The organism is Azospirillum sp. UFLA03-27 (genome assembly GCF_059803775.1).
On sequence record NZ_JAUQTX010000343.1, the window covers coordinates 1 to 5,554 of the forward strand.

The window sequence follows — 5,554 nt, forward strand, 5'->3', positions numbered from 1 at the left end:
GTTATAGTCTCGTGGGCTCGGAGATGTGTATAAGAGACAGCCCCTGCGTTAGCGGGGGAGGGTTAGGGAGAGGGCAAAAGCTCGCGAACGCGGATGCTCAGTGCCGGAAGTGGCGCATCCCCGTCAGCACCATCGCCAGACCCTTCTCGTCGGCGGCGGCGATGACGTCGTTGTCGCGGATCGAGCCGCCCGGCTGGATCACCGCCGTCACGCCGGCTTCCGCCGCGGCCAGCAGGCCGTCCGCGAAGGGGAAGAAGGCGTCCGACGCGACCACCGAACCCTTGGTCAGCGGCTCCGACAGGCCGGCGGCCTTGGCGGCCTCCGCCGACTTGATGGCGGCGATGCGCGCCGAGTCGACACGGCTCATCTGGCCGGCGCCGACGCCCACCGTGGCGCCGTTCTTGGCGTAGACGATGGCGTTCGACTTCACATGCTTGGCGACGCGGAAGGCGAAGAGCAGGTCGGCCAGCTCCTGCTCCGTCGGGGCGCGCTTGGTCACCACCTTCAGGTCGTCAAGCGTGATGCGGCCGTTGTCGCGGTTCTGCAGCAGGAAGCCACCCGAAAGCTGCTTCACCATCATCCCCGGCTCGGCCGGGTTCGGCACGTCCTTGGTCAGCAGGACGCGCAGGTTCTTCTTGGTGGCGAGCAGGGCGCGGGCCGCGTCGTCGGCATCCGGGGCGATCACCACCTCGGCGAACAGCTTGGCAATCTCCTCCGCGGTGGCGGCGTCCAGCGGGCGGTTGACGGCGATGATGCCGCCGAAGGCGCTGACCGGGTCGCACAGCAGGGCCTGCTTGTAGGCGTCGAGCAGGTTCGCCCCCTCGGCCACGCCGCAGGGGTTGGCGTGCTTGATGATGGCGACGGCCGGACGCTCGAACTCGGCGACCAGCTCGAAGGCGGCGTCGGTGTCGTTCAGGTTGTTGTAGGACAGCTCCTTGCCCTGGAGCTGGATCGCCGTCGCCACGCCCGGACGCTGCTCGCCGGTGACGTAGAAGGCCGCCTGCTGGTGCGGGTTCTCGCCGTAGCGCAGGGTCTGGCTGAGCTTGCCCGACAGGGTGGTGCGCGGCGGGAAGGTCTCGCCGAGCTGGCCGGCCAGCCAAGAGGAGATGGCCGCGTCGTAGGACGCCGTGCGGGCGTAGGCGCGCTGGGCCAGCGTGCGGCGGAGCTTCAGCGTGACCGCGCCGTCATGGGTCGCCAGCTCGTCCAGCACCGCCTCGTAATCCTCAGGGTCGGTGACGACGGTGACGAAGTCTTGGTTCTTGGCCGCGGCGCGGATCATCGCCGGGCCGCCGATGTCGATGTTCTCCACGCAGTTGGCGTAGTCGGCGCCCTTCGACACCGTCGCCTCGAACGGGTAGAGGTTCACCACCACGAGGTCGATCGGCGGAATGTCGTGGGTGGTCATCGCCTCGGCGTGGATGTCGCGGCGGGCCAGGATGCCGCCGTGCACGCGCGGGTGCAGCGTCTTGACGCGCCCGTCCATGATCTCCGGGAAGCCGGTGTGGTCGGAGACCTCCTTCACCGGGATGCCGGCCTCGGCCAGCCGCTGGGCGGAGCCGCCGGTGGACAGGATCTCTACGCCCTTGGCCGCCAGCGCCTGACCGAGCGCGACGAGGCCCGTCTTGTCGGACACGGAGATCAGCGCGCGCGTGATGCGGACGAGATCGGGGGCGGGCGAGTGGGCGACGTTCGGCGGGCTCATCGGGGCATCCTGGCTGTCATGGAACCGGCTGCGGCGGACAGGGCCTGAGAAGACGGGGCATGGGAAGACGGGACCCGGAAAGCCGGAAAAGCGAAACACCCCGCTTCGTCACCCCCGCCCGGGCGGGGATCACGGTCGCAGGGCGAACACTCCACAGACTCTCGAAACAGGCACCGATCCGTATTCCCACGGCCTGTCCGCCGCGGATGCGCGCGGTTTACCCCCCCTTGCGCTCGCGGCGCAAGGCCCATTTCACCGTCTTGATGGCGGAGCCGGTATGTCCGGAGACGGCGATCTGGGTGGTCCGCCGCGGCTCGTCGCCGCTGCCCAGATAAATGCTCTCCTCCAGCTCCAGCGTGCCGCCCGAGGCGCGCAGCCGCCAGGCGGCCCCGCTCGGCAGCTTCAGCTGCACCTGCCCGCCCTGGACGAGGGTCGCCTGGACCGCGGGGTGCAGGTGGAAGCGGATGGTGAAGGGCCGCGGCTCCGGCGTGGCGCCGATCACCGGCTCCAACATGTCCTCGCCGCGCAGATCCTCGCCGTTCTCCGCCAGATAGACGCGGCGGCGGTGCAGATAGCCGAAGTTGCGGCTGTAGCCGTTGTGGGTGGCGACGACCAGCACGGCCCCGTCGTTCTCCTGCCGCTCGCAGCCGACATGGGAGGGGCGGCGGCCCAGCCCGCCCGCCTCGATCACCTCCGACGAATTGGTCTCGGCCAGCACGACGGTGGAATGGGCGGCTGTGCCGGCCAGCGCGGCGCGCCAGGGACCGGTCTTCACCGGATGGGCGCCGCAGTTGACGATCAACCGCTCCTTGCCGACCGACATCTCCAGCGACAGGGTGCCGGCGTGGGCGGTGGCGTCCAACCCGGTGACCGGCGGCACGCCGGTGTCCATCAGCACCATGGTCCGCCCGGCGATCAGCCGCTCGAAGCCGGTGTGCGGCGCGCTCTTCAGCGGGCGCCCGCGGGCGTCGGCCTGGGCCAGCACCGTGTCGACCAGCGCCGCGTCCTCCTCCCGCCCGCCGTTGAACAGGGCAAGCCCGCCGTCGCCGTGGCGGAAGAAGCGCAGGGCCGGGGTCATGCGGTCGATGGCGTGCTGCAGCGCCTCCGGCACGTCGGCGCGGGCGGTGCGCAGGACCGACCGCATGTCGATCAGGTCGCGGAGGATGCGCAGCTGCACCGAGGGACAGCGCTCGACATGGCCGCCGTCCGGCAGGATCTGGCGCGGCAGCTCCCGCTCCAGCAGCTTCAGCGCGTCCTGGCCGATCCGCTCATGCTCCGGCAGGCAGAAGCCGCCATAGACGAGGCCCTTGGCCGCGGTGACCAGCGCCTTGCCGTCCAGCGCGCCGGGCACCACGCGGGTCAGATGCTTGACCTGCCGGGCGAGGCTGTCGAAGACCGCGGCGCGGAACTCGTCGTCGGCGGAGGCGCAATAGAAGTCGTGCAGGCCGATCCAGGCGGCGATGCGGGCGCCCAGCACCTCCGGCGCCCAGGTCTGGGCGTTCCAGCTTCCGTTGTGGTCCAGCCAGGACAGCACCAGCGCGCGGGCGCGCCGCCGCGCCGTGTCGCCGCCGACCGCGCGCAGATCGCGCAGCCATTCGAAGCCGTGCAGGGCGTCCTGCCAGACGGCGCTGCCGGCCCGCCAGTTCGGCGCGCCGTGGGCATCCGCCGCCGCGGCTTGCCCGCCGAAGCGGAAGACGCCGGCCAGGATCGCCGAGCCGTCCCCGGCGTCGCCCGGCCAGGGGTCCGGCGGCACGGCGGACAGGGCGGTCGGCGCGCGGCCGCCCAAGGTCAGCTTGTAGATCGGGTTGCCGAAGGCGATCTGCGCGACGCCGTCCCGCAAGCGGCCCATTTTCCCACGCCCGACGCTCATCGGCTCACCCCGTCACACGGCAGGGGGAGGCGATGGCCGGCGCTTCGCTGAAGGCATTCGGGCGATCGGGGGGATGCATCCTGTTGTCGTATCAAATTCGCCTCGACCCCCGCAAGCCGGTGGTGCCCTAATCGTGCAACCGTCGCAGCCTTGCCACGAAGAACCCGTCGATGCCGCCGAGATCCCCGAGCATGCCCGGCAGGGATCGTACCTCACCGCGCTCGTTGATCAACTCGGCCAAATTGCCATCCCCCGCATGGCCGCCACCCAGATCAACCGGTGTGATGGGCAGGCGCTCGACCCGCTTGTCGCGGGCCAGGATGCGGTCGATCTGCCCCTCGCCCTCCTCCGGCTGGATGGAACAGGTGCAGTAGACCAGCGTTCCTCCCGGCTTCACCAGATCGACGGCGTGGGCCAGCAGGCGGCTCTGCGCCTTGGCCAGCTTGGCGATGTCCTCCGGCGACTTGACCCGCAGGATGTCGGGATGGCGGCGGATCGCCCCGGTGGCCGAGCAGGGAGCGTCGAGCAGCACCGCGTCGGCGGGCTGGTCGGGGGTCCAGGTGGCGGCGTCGGTCGCCAGCACCTCCGCCGACAGGTTGAGGCGGGCCAGATTCTCCCGCACCCGCTCCAGCCGCTTGGCGGAGCGGTCGACTGCCGTCACCTGCGCGCCCTGCGCGACGAGCTGCGCGGTCTTGCCGCCGGGCGCCGCGCACAGGTCGTAGACGCGCTTGCCCGCCAGATCGCCGAACAGCTTGGCCGGCAGCGAGGCGGCGAGGTCCTGCACCCACCACGCACCCTCGGCGAAGCCCGGCAGCTCCGTCAGGTTGCCGCCGGCGGCGCGGCGCAGCGTGCCGGTGGGCAGCAGCCTGGCCTCCAGCCGCTCCGCCCACACTGCGGGATCGGCCTTGACGGTGATGTCCAGCGGCGCCTCGTGCAGGTGCGCCTCGACGATGCCGCGGGTGCGGCCGATGCCGTAGGCCTGCCGCCAGGCCAGCCACAGCCAGTCCGGCGTGTTCAGGCGCCCGGCGTCCTGCTGGGCGGCCAACTCCGTCCCCTCGCGCCCGATGCGGCGCAGGACGGCGTTGATCAGGCCCTTGTAGGGTTCGGCTCCCCGGGCCGCGGCCAATTCCACCGCCGTGTCGACAGCGGCGTGGGCGGGCGTGCCGAGGAAGACGAGTTGGGCCGCGCCCAGCCGCAGGATGTCGTGCACGGTGGCCTTGGGCAGACCCGGCTTTGCGAGGCTGCTCTGGATCAGCGCGTCGATCTGGCCGAGCCGGCGCAGCACGGTGGCGGTCAGAAGCCGCACGAAGCCGCGGTCGCGCGGGTCGAGCCCGCGCAACTCCGGATGCGCGTCAAACGCATCATCGAAGGGAATGGATTTGCGCAGCACATCGCGCAGAAGATCGAGCGCGGCGGAGCGCGCGGCAAGGGAGGCGTCGGACATGCCGCTGGATGTAGCGCGCCGGGCCGCGGGTGTCGAGTAGCCGCAGCGCGGGGCGAGCGGATTCCGGCCCCCTCAGCGGGCCAGGGCGCCCCGCCGTCCGCCTTCGTGGTCGGGATAGGGGCCGACATCCTCGACGAAGAAGCAGGCGACACCCCGCAGCTCGCCCCGGCGCAGGATGAAACGGTTGCCGTTGCCCGCCTTCATCCCCCACAGCGCCGTCCCTTCCAGCGGGCTCAGCTCCAGCTCCGGCGGCACCGGATCCTCGCCCAGCCGCTTGAGGAAACGGTCGGCGCGGACGCGGTCGTCCGGCGGCAGGCTGCGCGCGGCGCGGGCGTCGTAGCGGTCGCTCTTGACGTAGCGGGTCCCCGTGCCCTGGATGGGACTGGACGGTGCGCCGGGGGCGGCGGCGGCGCGCTCCAGCATCAGCGCCCAGCGGGCGTCCCGTGCCATCGCCAGGGCACGGCGGTGGACGGCGCGGCACTGCTCGGCCAGCTCGTGGAAGCGGGGCATCAGGTCGCGCTTGCGGAAGCCGACCTCC

The 5,554-nt window shown here is 71.6% G+C and carries 3 protein-coding genes and 1 pseudogene; all 4 read right to left on the reverse strand.

What is annotated here, in order from left to right:
- Nucleotides 1-97 precede the first annotated feature (97 nt).
- A complete protein-coding gene (purH, locus tag Q4I23_RS30060) occupies nucleotides 98-1,702 on the reverse strand; it encodes a bifunctional phosphoribosylaminoimidazolecarboxamide formyltransferase/IMP cyclohydrolase (protein WP_498528652.1) in 1,605 nt (534 codons plus the stop codon).
- A 217-nt stretch (nucleotides 1,703-1,919) separates the two neighbouring features.
- Complete coding sequence (locus Q4I23_RS30065) at nucleotides 1,920-3,551, reverse strand: heparinase II/III family protein (protein ID WP_454020064.1); 1,632 nt, start codon at nucleotides 3,549-3,551, stop codon at nucleotides 1,920-1,922.
- Between the two features lie 148 nt (nucleotides 3,552-3,699).
- A complete protein-coding gene (locus Q4I23_RS30070; protein WP_498528653.1) occupies nucleotides 3,700-5,016 on the reverse strand; it encodes an RsmB/NOP family class I SAM-dependent RNA methyltransferase in 1,317 nt (438 codons plus the stop codon).
- 72 nt (nucleotides 5,017-5,088) lie between these two features.
- A pseudogene (locus tag Q4I23_RS30075) lies at nucleotides 5,089-5,554 on the reverse strand (hypothetical protein); the annotation flags it as partial.